General features: G+C 66.7%; 12 protein-coding genes. 4 read left to right on the forward strand and 8 right to left on the reverse strand.

Going from position 1 to position 16,104, the window contains the following annotated elements; translation table 11 throughout:
* Positions 1-31: 31 nt before the first annotated feature.
* Both AKJ09_RS23935 and AKJ09_RS23940 read right to left on the reverse strand, forming a co-directional pair.
* On the reverse strand, positions 32-1,762 hold the full coding sequence (locus tag AKJ09_RS23935) for a zinc-ribbon domain-containing protein (protein ID WP_146649527.1): 1,731 nt from the start codon (positions 1,760-1,762) through the stop codon (positions 32-34).
* A gap of 558 nt (positions 1,763-2,320) precedes the next feature.
* Positions 2,321-3,799 (reverse strand): Ig-like domain-containing protein, encoded by a 1,479-nt coding sequence (locus tag AKJ09_RS23940; protein WP_146649528.1) that lies wholly within the window; start codon positions 3,797-3,799, stop codon positions 2,321-2,323.
* Positions 3,800-4,111: 312 nt separating this feature from the next.
* On the opposite strand from AKJ09_RS23940, the gene AKJ09_RS23945 reads away from it, so the two are divergent.
* Complete coding sequence (locus tag AKJ09_RS23945) at positions 4,112-6,061, forward strand: OmpA family protein (protein WP_146649529.1); 1,950 nt, start codon at positions 4,112-4,114, stop codon at positions 6,059-6,061.
* Positions 6,062-6,115: 54 nt separating this feature from the next.
* On the opposite strand, the gene AKJ09_RS23950 is transcribed toward AKJ09_RS23945, so the two are convergent.
* The 4 genes from AKJ09_RS23950 to AKJ09_RS23965 form a co-directional block, all read right to left on the reverse strand.
* Positions 6,116-6,553 (reverse strand): pyridoxamine 5'-phosphate oxidase family protein, encoded by a 438-nt coding sequence (locus tag AKJ09_RS23950; protein WP_146649530.1) that lies wholly within the window; start codon positions 6,551-6,553, stop codon positions 6,116-6,118.
* Between the two features lie 55 nt (positions 6,554-6,608).
* Positions 6,609-7,550, reverse strand: coding sequence for an ROK family protein (locus AKJ09_RS23955; RefSeq protein ID WP_146649531.1), 942 nt, complete (start codon positions 7,548-7,550; stop codon positions 6,609-6,611).
* 27 nt (positions 7,551-7,577) lie between these two features.
* A protein-coding gene (prfB, locus tag AKJ09_RS23960; RefSeq protein WP_146649532.1) for a peptide chain release factor 2 occupies positions 7,578-8,718 on the reverse strand; the annotation gives its coding sequence in 2 pieces (ribosomal slippage) (positions 7,578-8,648 and positions 8,650-8,718; 1,140 coding nt in all).
* A gap of 190 nt (positions 8,719-8,908) precedes the next feature.
* Positions 8,909-9,901 (reverse strand): hypothetical protein, encoded by a 993-nt coding sequence (locus tag AKJ09_RS23965; RefSeq protein WP_146649533.1) that lies wholly within the window; start codon positions 9,899-9,901, stop codon positions 8,909-8,911.
* A 228-nt stretch (positions 9,902-10,129) separates the two neighbouring features.
* On the opposite strand from AKJ09_RS23965, the gene AKJ09_RS23970 reads away from it, so the two are divergent.
* Positions 10,130-11,140, forward strand: coding sequence for a cyclase family protein (locus AKJ09_RS23970; RefSeq protein ID WP_146649534.1), 1,011 nt, complete (start codon positions 10,130-10,132; stop codon positions 11,138-11,140).
* Here AKJ09_RS23970 and AKJ09_RS23975 read toward each other — a convergent pair.
* Together AKJ09_RS23975 and AKJ09_RS23980 are read right to left on the reverse strand one after the other, a co-directional pair.
* Positions 11,118-12,176, reverse strand: coding sequence for a LysR family transcriptional regulator (locus AKJ09_RS23975; protein ID WP_169927807.1), 1,059 nt, complete (start codon positions 12,174-12,176; stop codon positions 11,118-11,120). The genes AKJ09_RS23970 and AKJ09_RS23975 overlap by 23 nt on opposite strands.
* 187 nt (positions 12,177-12,363) lie before the next feature.
* On the reverse strand, positions 12,364-13,797 hold the full coding sequence (locus AKJ09_RS23980) for a hypothetical protein (protein ID WP_169927808.1): 1,434 nt from the start codon (positions 13,795-13,797) through the stop codon (positions 12,364-12,366).
* Positions 13,798-13,882: 85 nt separating this feature from the next.
* On the opposite strand from AKJ09_RS23980, the gene AKJ09_RS23985 reads away from it, so the two are divergent.
* Complete coding sequence (locus tag AKJ09_RS23985) at positions 13,883-15,325, forward strand: serine/threonine protein kinase (RefSeq protein ID WP_169927809.1); 1,443 nt, start codon at positions 13,883-13,885, stop codon at positions 15,323-15,325.
* Between the two features lie 2 nt (positions 15,326-15,327).
* A complete protein-coding gene (locus AKJ09_RS23990; protein ID WP_146649538.1) occupies positions 15,328-16,008 on the forward strand; it encodes a spermidine synthase family protein in 681 nt (226 codons plus the stop codon).
* The last annotated feature ends 96 nt before the right edge of the window (positions 16,009-16,104 follow it).

Here is a 16,104-nt window from a genome sequence, read left to right on the forward strand (position 1 = left end):
CCGACACGAGGCCGATCCTGCGGCCTCACGATCAGTTGATCGTGAAGCTCTTGCCGACGCTGACCGGACCACCCGAGAAGGGCGGGACGTGCGCGCCGCGGAATTTGCCGGCGATGCATCCGCCCACCGTCGTGCCGGGGAACGGACCGCTGTCGACGACGGCCGAAGAGACCGAGCCGTCCGGCGCGAAGGTGACCTTCACGTGGCCTCCGCCCGTCGGACCGTCGGGCTTCTTGCACGACTGGACGTTGACGTTACCGAGCGCACCAGCAGCTGCGCCGCGGTCGAACGGCGCGGTTCCGCCGCCACCGCCGCCGGCCTTCGGCGCATCGGCAGGCTTGCCGGCCGCTGCAGCCATGCTGTCGGCGAGGCTCGCGGGCTGGGCGGCAGCCGCCTTCGCGGGCTCGGCCTTGGTTTCGGCCTTCGGCAGTGCGCCGCCCGCGGCGACCGCGGCCTTCGCACCCGTGCCACCACCCGACGCGGCCTTTGCCGTGCCGTTGGCCTGTCCGACGCCTGGCGGCGGCGGGGTGTTGTCGGCGACGGCCGCAGCCGTCGGCGTGGGGTCGGCAGCCGTGGGCGCAGCCGAGGCCGTGGCCGCGGCTACGGCGCTCGCGGTGCCCGCAGCGTTGGCGTTGTCCGCGGTTGCCTTCTCGTTGCCCGAGGGCCGCGTGAGAACGACCGCCGCGACGATCGCGATCGCGATGAATGCGCCGGCGCCGAGGAGGCCGAAGAGCAGACCCTTGTTCGACTTCTGACCGCCCGCCGCGACGGCCGGGTCGGCCATCTCGAGCGGAGGAGGCGCGAGGATCGGAGCTGCGAGGGCCGCGCCGAACGCGCCGCCGCCGCTCAGGTTCATGATGTCGTCGACGCGCGCGTTCGAGTCCTTCTTGTCATCGCCGCCCATGTTCTGGCTGAGCGCGCGGATGTCGATGAGGCCCGAGCCGTCGGCCGTGGCCGTGGTGCGCCCGGTCGGTTCAGGCTTCTTCGCGCCTTCTGTGAGGGCGGAGAGCGAGAAGAGAACGCTGTTCTCGTTGCGCTGTCCCGTGAGCTTGTCGTCGGCCGCCGAGGTCGTCGCGCCGCCGGCGCCGCCACCACCACCACCACGCCCCGCGGTTGCCGCGCTGGTCATGACGTCTTCCTCGCCACCCGCGTGTGCCGCGTTGCCGAAGAGGTCAGCGCCCTGACCACGACCGCCACCACGACGGGCGGCGGCGGGTGCCGGATCGGCGGCCGCGCCACCGAAGAGACCGTTGCCGTTGCCATTGCCGTTGCCATTGCCGTTCGTACGACCGGCGAACGGGCTCTCGGCGGGCGCAGCCTGCGCACCGAAGAGCGGAGCGGCCGGCGGAGGCGCCGAGTTGGCAATCGACACTTCGTCGTGCAGCGAGACGGCCGGTCCACGGCCACCGAGCTTCACGAGGCCGTACAGCTGCTCGATCTCACGGAGCGGCAGCCAGTCGGCCATGTCGTCCTTCCAGCAGAACGTCTCGTCGTTGACGACGCCGGCGCGGTACTCGGTCACGATCTCTTGCGCCGTCATGGTGCGCTGATCGCCGTCCGCGACGTTCACCGTCCACTGCTCGTTCTGCCCGGCATAGTCGAAGAGCTGCGTGTCGGCGGCTTCTTCCGCCGGACGCGTCTCGTTGCCGTTGATCACGATCGTCGAGCTGCACTTCTTGCAGCGAATCTTGACGACCTTTCCCAGGACCTTCTCGTCCGCGATGGTGTACTTGGCCTGGCAAGATTGGCACTGGATCTTCATCGCGGGACCGTTCCTTCGCGTTGCACGTTGGGCTTATGCCTCTGCACGATCGACTGAGTTGGATCTAGAAGAGCAGGGGGATCCGTCGGAGAGAAGTCTCGAGAGCGCTCGTTCGAAGTACGCGCCGGCCGATCGCCCTAGAAACAGCGCATACGAACGTCGAGCTGAGTATAGCGGGGCGAGATCGACGCGATCAAGCTGGCCCTCGGAATTCGAACCGTCCGGGGTGACACACACCGTTTCGTTCGACGGCGTAGCGGCGCCACGCTTCACTCTCTCTTGCGCGCGGTTTCGGCCTGGTTTCCAGCGACGCCCTGGGCCGCAAACAGAGGTGTGTTCGGGCGCTCGTTTCGCCGTGCTGTCCACACCACAGTCGACGCACGAGGCCGCCAAAGGTTCTGCCGCTGCCCGGCTTTCCTTGGAGATCGAGGCTTCGAATGTGGGCGAAGTGGTCACGGGTGAGTGATGCTGCCGGCCGGTGATGACCAGAGGTTACAGGCGTCGGTGACCCACGTAAAAAACTTGGTGAAACGGTCTCGCGACGGAGGCGGGGGCGAGTCAGTTCAGGAGGACGAGCTGCGTGCCGTCCTTACCGCAGAAGTCCGCTCCTCCTTCGAAACGATCGCCGCATGTCGGGCAGATTTTTCCACGCTTCGGCTGGCCATTTTTCGCCATCACTGCACCGGCCACCGCGACCTTTGGGATGAGCGCCACGCCATCGTGTGGGCAGAAGGCGACCCCGGCGTCGAAGCTCTTGCCGCAGGTCGGGCATTCGAGCTCGGGCTCGGGCGCGGCGACGGGCTTCGGTGCGTTCAGCGGAACGGTACGCACCGCATTCGCCGCGCGAGTCGCTGCCTCGACGGCAACGAGACTTGCTTCGTGCGCACGTTGTTGTGAGGCGTGCGCTTCTTCCCGCTGCTGGCGGCGGTCGAGCGCTTCGCGGAGCCGCGTCTGATGGCGATCGGCGGCTTGCTTCTCGAGCGAGGCCGCGCGCCGTGAACGGCGCAAAAGCACCAACGCGAGGGCCCCGAGGACGAGGAGCGTGCCTCCGATGATGGCGACGAAGACGAGACGGCGCGTCTTCGAACGATCCTCGACGCGACCTTCGCCGGCGCCGATCGACGTCGTTCCGATCGACACGGACGACGCGGAGTCGTTCTCACCCGCGGCGTTCAGCCCCGAGCGCGCGAGCAGATCGTCGTAGTTGCCGGGCTGGGTCACCTGGATGGTGACGCGCGTGCTCTTGCCCGCCGCTGTGGCGACAATCTCCACGCTTCCTTCCGGCGCATCGCTCGCGACGGTGACCTTCCCGTCCTTGTCGACGGAGACTCCCTTTCCATTGTCCGCCGCGGAGACCTGCCACGTCGTGCTCGTCTTCGTCGCGCAGCCCTTGTCGTCGAGAACGACCGGACGGAACGCGAAGGTCTCGCCGGTTCGAAGGAGCTTCTGCGAAGGACGCACCTCGAGTCGCGACGGTGCCCCGGGCGATTCGCACGCCGCCGGTTTCGGATCGGGCTTGGGCTCCTTGGGCGCGGCAGGCTGGTTCGCGGTGGAAGGTGTCGCCGGCGCCTCGTCCCTCACGATGTCGAAGCTGCGCGTGCGCTTCACGTCCGCCATGCAGCGGCCCGTTTCGAGCGTGATCTCGTAGCGACCGGTCTCCACCACGTCGACGTGGGTGTCCGAAGAGACGACGACCAGCGTGTTCAAGATCGCCTTGCGCGGATCGTTCGCCGGCGTCGTACAGCGCGTTCGCCAGGTCTTCCCGTTCGGCTCCCGCAAGTGTGTCTCGCGGTTCAAATTTGGCATGGGATCGTAACACTGGTTCGTGCGGAAGACGCGCCCCCCTCCCACGAACGCGAGCTCGTCGCCCTCGGCTCGAAGCGCAATGATCTCGCCGCCTCCCGTGCGTGCGCTCTTCGGCTCGGGCCCGCATCCCGGCAGCCACTGCTGCACGGTGAATTCCTCGGAGAGCGCGCTCTGCCGCCAGCGCCCGTCGACCTGCAGGTCGGCGTTCGCGGTTCCAGCCCAGGTGGTCATCAGAACGATGAATCCTGCAACGATCGCACGACGCGCGCCGTCTCCACGCCGTCCAGCAACGTTTCCGCCACCACGCAAGCTCACACCCATCAAGCAAGTCTCCAATGAGGACGACCGAGCCGAGCGTGAGCGAGGCGAGGGAGCTGACAATGCAGGCGGGGAGACCAACGACACGTCGCGGAGTGTAGCGCGGTTTTTTACTCGGGATTTCCGATTGTGTTAGCGTCGGCCCGTGAACGAACGTCTCGCGTTTCGTGTTGGGGATGTGTCGGTCTTCGAGGCTCGTGACGGGCTTCGTCTGGGAGTGGGGCAATGAAACGACTTCGATCTCGCGGCGTGGTGGCACGGGCCGCTCTGGCCGCTCTGGCCGCGCTCGGCGGAGTTCTCGGTGCGACGTCGCGCGCCGAAGCGCAGCCGAAGGAAAACGCCATTCCGGATTCGAACGGAAAGGGCTTCGACACGCACCTGTTCCGCCCGGCGCTGGACTCGAAGGGGTTCTTCTCCACGAACGGAACGGACATCCTCGGCAAGAACGACATCAGCTTCGGCCTCGTCATCGACTACGGCCGCACGCTCCTCCGCGTGGAGGACAAGGGGCAGGAATCCCCGCAGCTGATCAACCACTCGTTCCAGGGAACGTTCTCGTTCAACTACGGTATCGAGAACATCCTGCTCGTCGGTTTGACGCTGCCGTTCAACCTCATGTCGGGGCAGCAGCAGGTCAACACGGCCGGCGAGGCGACGTCGCCCGGCCAGTGGTTCACCGGCCAGCTCGACTCGCAGACGCTCGGCTTCATCGCCGCCCACGCCAAGTTGCGCATGCTTCGCGTCGAGCGTGGCTTCGGCCTCGCGCTCGCGGCGCAGGTTGGCGTCCCCGTCACGGACGCGTTCCGCAATGCGGGTGCGGATCCCAGCGTGTGGTTCTGGCCGCAGCTCATTGGTGAGAAGCGTTTCGGATCCACGGGCCAGTTCAAGATCGGTGCGAACGTCGGCTTCCGCGCGCACTCGCCCAGTGACACGGTGATCGACCTCAAGGACGGCCAGTTCCGCGACGGCAATCGCCTCACGTACGGCCTCGGTGCTTCGTACCGCATTCTCGAGGCCGTCGACCTCGTCGGCGATACCTACGCGACCTACCTCATCTCGGACGCCGCTTCGAAGGTGAAGCCGTCGAACGAAGTGACCGGTGGTCTCAAGATCTTCGTCGAGCGAAACAGCTACCTGATGCTCGGCGCGGGCTCGCGCTACACGCCGGGCTTCGAAGCCGCCAACCTCCGCGCGTTCGTCGGCTTCATCTTCGAGCCGTCGATCGGCGACCGCGACGGCGACGGCATCAAGGACGACGTCGACAAGTGCCCGGACCAGCCCGAGGACTTCGATGGCTTCCAGGATGAAGACGGATGCCCGGATCCGGACAACGACAACGACGGCATCCTCGACAAGGACGACCGCTGCCCGAACGAGCCTGAAGACCGCGACGGCGATCAGGACGAAGACGGCTGCCCCGAAGGCTCGGACGGCGACCGCGACGGCGACGGCATCCTCGACTCGAAGGACAAGTGCCCGGACGATCCCGAGGACAAGGACGGCTTCCAGGATCAGGACGGCTGCCCCGACCCGGACAACGATCAGGACGGCATCCCGGACAAGAAGGACCTCTGCCCGAACGATCCGGAAGACAAGGACGGCTTCGAGGATCAGGACGGTTGCCCGGATCCGGACAACGACAAGGACCAGATCCCGGACGTCGTCGACAAGTGCCCGAACGAGCCGGAGACGTACAACGGCTTCCAGGACGAGGACGGGTGCCCCGACAAGGGCAACGTCATCATCGACGACAAGAACATCGTCATCCTCAAGAAGATCAAGTTCAAGACCGGCTCGGCGGAGATCCTGCCGGAGTCGAACGAGATCCTCGACGCGGTGGCGACGACCATCACGCACCACCCCGAGTTCACGCTCGTCGAGATCGCCGGTCACGCCGACGAACGCGCGCCCGATCAGTACAACTTGAAGCTCACGCAGGACCGCGTGAACAGCGTCAAGACCGCGCTCGTCGCACGCAAGGTGCCGAAGGAGGTCCTGCGCTCGAAGGGCTACGGCGAGTACTGCCCCGAGGACGAAGGACACAACGAGGCGGCCTGGGAGACCAACCGTCGCGTCGAGTTCAAGATCGTCAAGACGAAGGACGGCCCCACGGGCGTCGAGCTCGGTTGCCCCAACGCCACCAAGCACGGTGTGAAGCCCGACCCGGTGCCCTGACCGGACACCACGCGTGAGGGCGCGAACCGTGGCGCCCTCCGCGGATCGAAATCGCTAGAGACGCGCCAATTCGGCGGCGTTCAGCTCCGTGATACGCGGAGCGGCGCCGCCGAAGTCGCTGTGGCGGATCCACGTGGGCTTCACGCGCACGTAGGTGATGCCGGGCCACTCCTCGCGCGACGGACCGTCGGGGAAGCGCTCGAAATAGAGCTTCTTGAGCCGTTCGAGCTCGTCGCCCTTCGGCTCGTCGGCGATGCCTTCGTATTGCACGGTGGGCGCGTCTTCGCTCCAACCGATGACGAATGCGACGCGCGGATCTCGACGGAGGTTCTGGAGCTTTCGTGTGTCGTCGAGCGTGTCGAAGAAGAGCTCGAGATCCTCAGTCACGACGATGCCGACCACCGCTGCCTGAGGCGCGCCGGACGAGGACGTCGTGGCCTGGACGGCGAGCGAGTGCCGGCGGAGAAATGCGACGAGGTCGGAACGGTTCATGGTGCGGACGCTACCACTCCGTCGATCCGACGGGCGCTCGAGTGGGCGAGTCGAGCTATTCGGGCAAGAGCGCGGCGCCGAGCACGCCGGCGCTGTCGCCGATCTGGTGCTTCACGATGCGAGTCCCCAGCTCGTCGTTGAAGACCCAGTGACGGACGGCGTCGATGCCCTCATGATAGAGGCCCTCGACATTCGATACGCCGCCGCCGAGAACCACGACGTCCGGATCGAGGATGTCGATGACCGTCGCCATCGCTCGGCCGAAGAGCTCGAAGCGCTCGGCCATCAACCTGGAAGCCGCGGGCTCGCCCTCGTATGCGGCCTGTGCGATCTCGGAGAGGCTCTTGGTCTTTCCGCTGCGCGCCGCATAGGTTTGCTCGATGCGCGGACCGGCGAGGTACATCTCGACGCAGCCGCGGCGCCCGCAATAGCAAGGCAGCCCGTTCTCGGCGTCGAGCGAGAGGTGGCCCCACTCGCCGGCGATACCTTGCGCGCCGTCCCAAGCACGGAGAACACCGCTCTCACCTCGTAGAACGATGCCGCCGCCAACGCCGGTGCCCATGATGACACCGAACGAAACGCGGGCTCCGCGGGAAGCGCCCCACGTGGCCTCGGCGAGTGCGAAGCAGTTCGCGTCGTTGGCGAAAGCGATTGGACGCCCGAGCGCTCGCTGCACGTCCGCGTGGAACGGGCGGCCGTTCAGCGAGGTCGTGTTCGCGTTCTTGACGAGCGGCACGTCGGAACGCGTGCCATCCGAACGGCGATACGTGACCGAGCCCGGCATGCCGATGCCGATCGGCAAATCGTCGGCCCCGCATTCCCGGCCGACGTCGCGCACGAGCTCGCACGTGGCCTGGACGATGGCGTCGTAGCCTCGTTCGGCATGCGTGGGAACGCGTTTGCGGACGAGGACGTCCGGCGCGTCGCCCCCCAAACGAACGACCACCGCCTCGACCTTGGTGCCTCCGAGATCGACACCGATACGGAGGTTTTCCATGACGAGGCGATGGTGACGAAGGTTGGACTACGCGTCGAGTTCTTCCGCGACGCCGCCCTTCCTGAGGGTGCCGCCGGCGGCCGCGAGCAAGTACGCCTCGATGAAGTCGTCGAGGTCGCCGTCGAGCACGCCGTCGACGTTGCCGACTTCGTAGCTCGTACGGAGGTCCTTCACGAGGCGGTACGGGGCGAGGACGTAGCTGCGGATCTGGTTGCCCCAGGCGATCTGCGTCTTGCTCGCCTGGTAGGCCGCCGCCTGCTCTTCGCGCTTGGCCATCTCCATCTCGTAGAGCTTGGCCTTGATCATCTTGAGAGCGGTGCGGCGGTTCTGGAGCTGCGAACGCTCTGCACGACACACGACGACGATCCCGCTCGGAATGTGCTTCATGCGCACGGCGGTTTCGACCTTGTTGACGTTCTGACCACCCTTGCCGCCGGCGCGCATGGTCGTCGTCTCGAGGTCTTCGTCTTTCACGACGATGTCGATCTCGTCTTCGATGTCGGGCGTGACTTCGACGGCGGCGAAGGCCGTCTGGCGACGCGCGTTGGCATCGAACGGCGAGATGCGGACGAGGCGGTGCACGCCGATCTCGCTTCGCAGGTAGCCGAAGGCGTGGTCTCCCGCGACGGTGATCGAGGCGCCGTTGATGCCGGCCTGATCGCCCTCTTCGAAGTCGACGATTTCGGTCTTGAACCCGCGGCGCTCGGCCCAACGCATGAACATGCGGAGGAGCATCTGCGCCCAGTCCTTGGCGTCGACGCCGCCGGCGCCCGAGTGGATGCTCAGGATCGCATTGGCGTGGTCGACCGGGCCGGAGAGCATGCGGCCGAGCTCGGCCTCGCGGAGACGCTTCTCCAGCGCAGGGAGCTGCTGCCCGACTTCGTCGACGACCGAGTCGTCTTTCTCGGCGGCGCCGAGCTCGAGGAGCTCCTTGGCGTCGTCGATGTCACGGGTGAGCTTGTCGATTCCCTCGACTTTTTGCTCGATGTTCGAACGCTTGCGCGTGACCGCTTGCGCCTTCTTCGCGTCGTCCCAGAAGCCTGGGGCGAGCGTGGAGTCGTTCAGGCGCTCGATCTCTTTCTTCAGTTTAGGGACGTCAAAGATGCCCCCTTAGCGCCATGAGACGCCTTTGGAGGTCTTCGAGTTTTTCGCGCGATTCAGCGAGCATGGTGAGCAGAACGTGCCCAATGCAAGGCGCTGCGTCAAGCGTATCGGCGGGCCCGTCCGGCCCGAACCGGTCAGGCTTGCGGAACCGGGGCTCATCTGGACCACGCCGGAGGGAAGCTCGACGCGTTCGTCTTCGAAGAGGCCGAGCTCCAAGATGTCTTCCGCGGCGAACGCGGGGCGGGCACGCGCGCTCACAGGTCGCCGGTCGATGCGGGAGCCTCTTTCTTGTCCTTCGGAGACGCGCGAACCTCCGAGGGCAAGACCATCACGACGCGCGAGGCACGCCACGCCGAGAACCACCCGGCCGTGAGAACGTCGAGCGAGGCCTCGGCTTCCGCGACCTTCAGCACGAGCTCGGCTTCCTCCTGAGCGCTGGCGCGAGGCTCGCGTTCGGCGAAACGAAGAGCGAGCCACGCGCGTTGCCAGTGGAAGAGCGCCTCGAGCACCTTCGCGGCGATCCGGGCACGAGCGTCCTGCCGATCGACGCGCATGCGCTCGAACGATGGTTCGTCGTCCGCATACAGCAAGCGGTCGAGTCGCCACGTGAGACGCGCCTCGAGACTGAGCTGGGCGCCGGCCGAGTCACGAAGGCGACTGTCATCCGCCGACGTGGTGGTGTCGGTGTATAGCCGTTCGTCGTCGTGGCGTACCGCTCGCAGGCGGAGCTCGGGGAGCACCGCGCTCCAACGTGCGCGTGAGACGATCGCGTCGATCCGTGTGTCGTCCGTCCCGAGCCCCGATGCCTTCAGAGCCATGCCGACACACGCCCGAGCCAGCCTCGGCGTGAGCGCGACGGACGTGTCCACCTCGACAATCGAAGCGGGCGACGGTTGCGGCGAAGACGGCGCCGGACGCGGAGGGGGCGGAGGGGTAGGGGGCGGAGTCTTCGGATCCGCAATCGAGGTTCGCGTCGGCGTTGGGCTCGGGCGCGCCAGGCGATCGAGCGGCAGTCCGAGCACGACGAACCCCCCGTACTCCTGCGCGTTCGTCATCGACCGATGTGAATAGCCCACGAGAGAAAGCCACGCGTGTCCGCCTGGGGCTCGCACGAAACCTCGCCTGCCTCCCGACGGCGCGGCGACCAGGTCTTCGCCGTCGAGGTCTCCGTCCACCAGTGCGTCGTCGAGTGCGAGCGGACTTGGATTCGCTCGTGCCCTCGAAGACGCGAGGAGGAGAGCAATCATGACGAGAGCGAAGCAAAAGGCCGAACGCATGCCCGCGCCAATCGCAAAGCCTGCGCCGCCAGGGCGTCTCCATGATTCTGAGGACTTGCCGAGCGTCCTCCCTGGCCCAGGCCAACTCTTGGCTGGCGGGCGGCCAGGCGGGACGTCACTTCGCGGGGCGCGACGTGCATGAGGGATATCGACCGCATCGATTGGAGAACGCGCACGGCGAATCCTAGGGTCGATGCCATGCAACGCACCCTTCTCGTCGCACTCGTCGCCACCACCCTCGCTTGCGCTCCCGCGCCTTCGTCTCCTGCCAAGTCACCATCCTCGGGAGAGCACCCGCGTTTCACCAGCGCCGCCGACGTCGAAGCTTGGAAGAAGGTTCACTCGCGGACCGGCGCATGGGGGGCGAACGACGAGCGTGGTGCAGCCAACCTCCTCACCGCCGAAAAAAGGCGTGCCGCAGCGTCGCTCGTCCGAGAAGGTGTTTCCGTCTCCATCGCTCGCCCTCTCGAAACGAAGGTCGCGCCCGATGTGCCCTCTCCACTCGGCCACGACATGCTCGAGAACGGTGAGTCCCCGAAGTCCACCTACAGCGCCGATCGCTTGACGCTCGGCTTCCACGGTTGGTCACATACGCACGTCGATGCGCTCTGTCACATCTTCGACCACGGCAAGATGTACAACGGCTTCCCTCAGAACCGCGTCACGGCATCGGAAGGATGCCAGGTCCTGGGCGTCGACCGCATCCGCGACGGTCTTTTCACGCGTGGCGTCCTCGTCGACGTGCCCGCATTCCGTGGAACGAGCTGGCTCGAACCTGGTTCGCCCGTCACCGCAGACGAGCTCACGGCCTGGGAGGCGCGCACGGGAACCAAGGTCGGTGCCGGCGACGCCGTCATCGTCCGAACCGGGCGCTGGGCTCGGAGGGCCAGCGTAGGCCCCTGGGACGTCTCGCAGAACTCCCCTGGCTTGCACGCGTCCGCGGCCGAATGGTTGCGTGAGCGCAACGTCGCCGTCGTCGCCACGGATGTGGGACTCGACGTGATTCCGTCGGGCGTGGCCGGCGACATCCTTCCCGTCCACGTGATGCTCATCAACACGCTCGGCGTCTACGTCATCGACGACTGTGACCCCGAGGCGCTCGCGAAGGAGCTCGCTCGACGCGGCCGATCCGACTTCCTCTTCGTCGTCGCGCCGCTCGTGATCGAAGGCGGAACGGGATCTCCGATCAATCCACTCGCCGTGCTCTGAGTCCCGAGGCGGTCGTCGTCTCGGTCCTTGGGCGCTTTCCAGGCGGGACGAGCTCGAGTCGTGGCCGCGTGTTCTCGACGAGCGACCTCACCGGTCCCTCGGGGAGCGCCTCGAGCAACGCGTTTCGAGCGGCTTGCGCGACGGTGTCACGGAGCCAGACGATCGATGGTTCCCGATCGAACGAGGCGTGCCACATCATGACCACCGGCACTCGGCCGAGAGAGAACGGGGCGGGTTCGGTTTTCAACCCGTGCGCAGCGGCCATGGTCACGGCCACGCGCTCTCCGAGCGTCACCACGAGCGGCGCGGCACGAACGACGAGCGCCGCGGCCAGCGGATGCGCCGTTCGAATGGCCACGCGTCGCACGACGCCCCCATCGGTCATCCTCCGATCGATCACGTCTTCGACGGCTTCTTGCGACGCCACCCTTACGTGCGCCGCAGCTGCGTAGGCATCCATCGATCCGAGGCCATCGGGGAAGAACCGTGGATCGAAGAGCGCGTGATAACCGCCGTTGGCGCACAGTACGCGCTGCTTGTGATGCGCTCGTCCTTCGGCGAACGTTCCCAAGACGAGATCCAGCTCTCCCGCATCGATGCGCGCCGTCGCTTCATCGGGCGCGACCGGACGCAGGTCGAAGTTCACGGCTCGCGCGTGCTCGTGAGCAAGCGCCGCGAGGGCGGGCAAGAACAAGCTCTCCTGTCCCTCGTTCGTGCCGATGCGGAACGTTCGCTCGTCGCGCATGGGATCGAACTCGCACGGCGTTGCCAGGGTCGTCTGCAACCGTTCGAGAAGGGCGCGGACGTTCGGCGCGAGCTGGGCCGCGCGCGGGGTCGGGCGAATACCATCGGTGGTCCGCGTGAAGAGCTCGTCTTCGAAGATCTCCCGCAGGCGAGCGAGAGCGTGGCTCATGGCTGGTTGGCCGAGGCGAAGGCGCTTGGCTGCCCGCGTAACGCTCTGCTCGCTCCACAGCACGTCGAACGCCACGAGCAGATTCAGGTCGACCCGGGAGAGCCGTTCGTAGTCGATGCGCATGGGCTGCCGCCTTGGATGCCTACAGCGCAACTCAGTTGCGCTGATTGAACAGTCAAACGGAGCTCGCGACAGACTTGCGCAAAGGACCGTGAATTTCGGGGCCTCGCCCATCGTGGCCCCGAAATTCACGGTCCGTGCAAGTGGTCGCCGCAGTGGCGCCGGGACGTCGTCGCGCTCGAGCTGAAATTCAGCGGTCGTAGCGCGTCGCGTAGTGAACGTGCCCGTCGCTCGTGATGTAGGCGATGTGCGGGCGCGCGTGGATATCGACGACGATGTCGATCAGCGTCGCCTGACTCGCCGTGGTCACGGCTGCGTCGTCGATCACGTCGTCGAGCCAAGACACTGTGCCCTTCCCGTCGCGCACCTGCCGTCGGTAGTGGAGCGTGCACGACTGGGGCGTGTCGGGAGACGTCCACACGAGGTGGACGAGGCCGAAGCGATCGACGGCCATGGCGGCGTGCGCATTGCTGGACGCCGGAATGGCGTCGATTGTCTCGATGGTGACGGCCTTGCAGTCGGCTTGCCAGGTGGCGAGCGTGAGGACGTCCTGTTTCGAGCCCGCGGGTTGGTTGGCTTCCTGGCCGAAGTAGGTTGCGAACTTGGTGTCCGCCTGGCTGGCCGTACGAGGGTCGCGGCCGAACACCCCGTTGTTCTGCTCGTTGGCCAGATTGCACGGCCCCGTCCATCCCGGCCCCGCATACGTGGCATAGGCGGGCGTCGAGTTGACCCCCTGGGCCGCGTGCACGAGGGCTTGCGGGATACCGGAGGGGAGGAGCGAGAGTGAGACCGCGCCGACCGTGCTCGGCGCCGTCGCCCCGAGGTAGAGCGACGTCACGATGTCGCCCCAGGCCTTGAAAGTACCGCCCGGGGTGCGGCCGCGGGCCGTGACGTTGGCCGCGTCCGGGCCGGTATGGGCGAGGAACGCGACATAGACCGTGCCCGCGCCGTCCGAGACGGCGTCGAGTTGAGCATGGACGGAGCCGACGCTCTCGGCGACGAGCTCCGGCGTCGTGAACGATGACGCGCCCGCGGCATGTTCGACGAAGACGATGTTCCCGCTATCGCTGGTGGCGTCGACGTCGAAGGAGGCGACGCCCAGCGTGTCGGTCCCGCTCGCGACGACCTTCGTGCGGTAGCCCCACTTGTAGAGCGCGAGCGTCGGGCGACGTCGAAGGAGCGAGACGTTGAAGCCAGGCTTGTCGGGCACGAAGTGGCCGAGCAGCATCTCGCTCTGATCGACGTCGATGGTGTTGTCCGTCGCGATGCCGACGCGGCCGGCGGACGTTGCGGCGATGCTCACGCGTTGCGCATCGAGAGTGTCGAAGCTGTCGAGCGTCACGGACGTTCGCTTGGCACACGAAGGGTCGTTCTTCGTCTTGAGCGTCCACGCCTCGCCGCACGACGTATCCGGCGGAGGGAGGTCGCCGCCGTCATTTTCGCCGCCGTCGCGGCTGTCGACATCCGGATGGTCGAGGTCAGCGTCGCCCGCGTCGGTGGCTGCAGTTTGCCGCGGGCGGCCTTCGAAATCCGTTCCGATGAGCGTTGCACACGCCGAGGTCACGAGGGCTAAGGCGACGAAGGCGAAATGCCTGGTCTTGGAGGGCTCGAAGTGCGCGTTCACGGGCAGGCTCCAGAATACCGCCTCGAGCTCCGAAAGAAGACAGGGCCATCTTGTTTTTTCACGCTCGTCCCTGCATGCTCCTCGCGTGAGCGGTGTTCGTCCCGGAGACGTCATTGCCGGGAAATTCCGGGTCGAACGCGTGCTTGGCGAAGGCGGCATGGGATACGTCGTGGCCGCGACGCATCTCCAGCTCGGTCAAATGGTCGCGCTCAAATTCATGCGCGACGAGGTCATCACGCCCGAGTATCGCGCCCGCTTCATGCGCGAGGCGCGCAACACCGTGCGCCTCAAGAGCAAGCACGTCACGCGCGTCCACGACGTGAGCTCGCTCGACGACGGTACGCCGTACATGGTGATGGAGTACCTCGAGGGCACGGACCTCTCGGAGCTTCTCCACACGCACGGCCCGGTACCCGTCCAGGACGCCTGCGAGTACCTGATTCAGGCGTGCGAGGCGCTCACCGAAGCCCACCAGCACGGGATCATCCATCGCGATCTCAAGCCGGCGAACCTGTTCCTCACGCGCGGCCCACGCGGCGAGCCGGTGATCAAGGTCCTCGACTTCGGCGTCTCCAAGGTCCTGGAGCTCGGGAGGGACGAGGAGACGAACCCGGGCGGCCGTCCTCGACCGGGGCGTCGTCTGCCCGACAGCGTCGTGACCAAGGCCAGCGATCTCCTCGGCTCGCCGAGCTACATGTCGCCCGAGCAGATCGTCTCCGCGCGCGATGCCGATGCGGGAAGCGACGTCTGGTCGCTTGGTGTCATTCTGTTTCGGCTCATCAGCGGCAAACCGCCATTCCAGGGCAACTCGCTCGGAGAGCTCGTGCAGAGCATCGTGCATAGTGCAACTCCGAACCTTCGCATGGCGAAGCCGGACATCCCGGCGGGCCTCGAGTTCATCCTAGGGCGCTGTCTCGAGCGCGATCGAACGCGTCGCCTCAAGGACGCCGCCGAGCTCGGCCGGCTTCTCACGCCGTACGCGCCGCCCATCGTGTCACCGTCGCTCGAGCGCATCGCACTTCTTGGACCGGCCCTGGCGGCCCAAGGAGGCATGGCCGTCGCCACGCACGGGGCGCCCATGCCGATGTCGCATCCACCGCCTCACCATCATCCTCAGGTTGCGGCCCCGGTACGGCCCATGAGCATTCCCCCGCACGACGTGCCGGCGTGGGGAGCTCCGGGCGTGCGTTCGGCGCAGGTTGCCCAGGTGAGGACCGACATGACGACGCTCACCGCGGTTCTTTGGGCCGGGCTCGTCGTCATCGTTCTCGGGAGCAGTGCGCTCGCCCTCGCGAAGTTCGCGAAGACGCGCCGGTCCGAATCGCCCGCGTCGATGGGGGCTACGGAGGCGCCCATCTCCGAGCCGCTGCCGCCGAACGTCGGAGTGCTTCCGGCCGATTCGGCGAGTCCGTCGGTCGCGTCGCCCTCCTCGGCACCTTCGCCGCGAGCGACGTCCGGCACGCGCAGCCGTGGCGTGGTACCGGCACGCAGTGCTCAGGTCGGCGAAATTCCCGCCACGCGCGAGTAACCATGTCACGAACGTCGAATCCCGCCGGTACCAAGACCGAGATCCTTCGCACCTTCGTCGAGCACGGAGGCACCATCGCGCTTCGTCGTCGTGGCGAGGTCCTCGACCTCGTGCTCGGCAACGTCGTCCTGCTTTCGAGCGCTGCCCTCGAGACGGAGCGAACCTTCGGCCGTCTGGCAGGTGAAGTGATCCCGAGCGACGGTCGCATGACGGTGATCATCGGCGGGCTCGGGTTCGGCTCGACCCTGCGGGGCGTTCTCGAGGTCGTGCCTTCGGATGCGCGCGTCATCGTGGTCGAGAAGGTGCGCGCCGTCGCGGAGGTGGCACGCGCCGAGGCGGCGGACCTCGTTGCCGGTGCTCTCGACGATCCCCGCGTCACACTCGAACAAGCCGATGTGGCCGACGTCATCGCTCGTGAGCGCGACGTCTCTGCCGTTCTTCTCGACGTCGACAACGGCCCCGATTGGGCGAGCTTCCGTACGAATGCGCGGCTCTATGCCGACAGCGCTCTCGCGCAAGCCAAGACCTCGCTGCGCCCGGGCGGCATGTATGCCGTGTGGAGCGGCTACCCGGCGGACGCGTTCGTGGGCCGTCTCAAGCGGGCAGGTTTCGTGGCGCGTGTCGTCCCGCTCGAAGAGCGCGGTGTCGTGCGCGCTCGGGCCTACGTGGGCGAGCTCCGCTGAAGCTCGTTCGTTGACCCGGGCGCGCTCAGCCGTAAGTCCGTGACTTTCCACGGCTGACCTGTTCGGAGCTCGACCTTTCCCGGAAAGACACGGTCG

It is taken from the genome of Labilithrix luteola, assembly GCF_001263205.1.
GTDB classification, from domain to species: Bacteria; Myxococcota_A; Polyangia; order Polyangiales; family Polyangiaceae; genus Labilithrix; species Labilithrix luteola.